This is a genomic window from Psychrobacter sp. M9-54-1 (genome assembly GCF_016613355.1).
Lineage (GTDB): Bacteria > Pseudomonadota > Gammaproteobacteria > Pseudomonadales > Moraxellaceae > Psychrobacter > Psychrobacter faecalis.
Window position 1 is genome coordinate 1 of record NZ_JADGFW010000065.1, and the last position, 682, is coordinate 682.

Sequence of the window (682 nt, forward strand, 5' to 3'; positions counted from 1 at the left end):
TGGCGCGCATTATGCCATCGGCGCTCTAGCCATCATTATGCTATTGTCGGTGAAATTCCATGTGCCAGAGCTTATCACAGGTTTGATTGGTATTGCCTTTATTGGTTGGGCCCTGCTGGCTTCACTGAAACACCGTAAGCAACAGGATAAACTCACTGCTTAGAGTGTATACAATGTAAAGCAAAAAATCATTATCTTAGAATATCGTTAATAACAGGTTATACCAAACAATTGGTATAACCTTTTTTCTAATATGCATTGCTTTTTATTACCTAATAATAGACATTAGACCTCTTGCAAAAGTCATAGGTTTAGCTCGAAATTAATGATACCAGCAAACAGCTTCATTCTAAGATCATAGCGCTGACGACGGTTACGATATTTATGAGCCACGATTTTGAACAACTTGATTAAGCCTATTTTGTGCTCAACCACAATACGGAACTTTGCTAGATAGTGATTGGCCTGTTTGCATATCTCCAGTAACTGACCACCACGTGGCTTTTTAAAAGGGGTGAAGGTTTGCTTATGTAGCTTTGCTAACCCTTGATAACCACTATCTGCTAGTAATTTAGCATTGTCAGGAAGCCAGTCAGGACAAGTATCTTTATAGAGCTTAAAATCGTGGATTGACCCTTTGCAGGTTTGTACATCAAGTATCAACCCTGTTTGCCAATGAACG

Annotated in this window: 2 protein-coding genes; one reads left to right on the forward strand and one right to left on the reverse strand. The window is 39.3% G+C overall.

Going from position 1 to position 682, the window contains the following annotated elements; translation table 11 throughout:
* The coding region (locus IQ457_RS13515) for a DUF475 domain-containing protein (RefSeq protein WP_200663889.1) at nt 1-163 on the forward strand (163 nt) is incomplete at its 5' end.
* A gap of 140 nt (nt 164-303) precedes the next feature.
* Here the strand turns inward: IQ457_RS13515 and IQ457_RS13520 are convergent.
* Nucleotides 304-682, reverse strand: a 379-nt coding sequence (locus tag IQ457_RS13520) for a transposase family protein (protein WP_200663890.1), incomplete at its 5' end; no start/stop codon positions are given.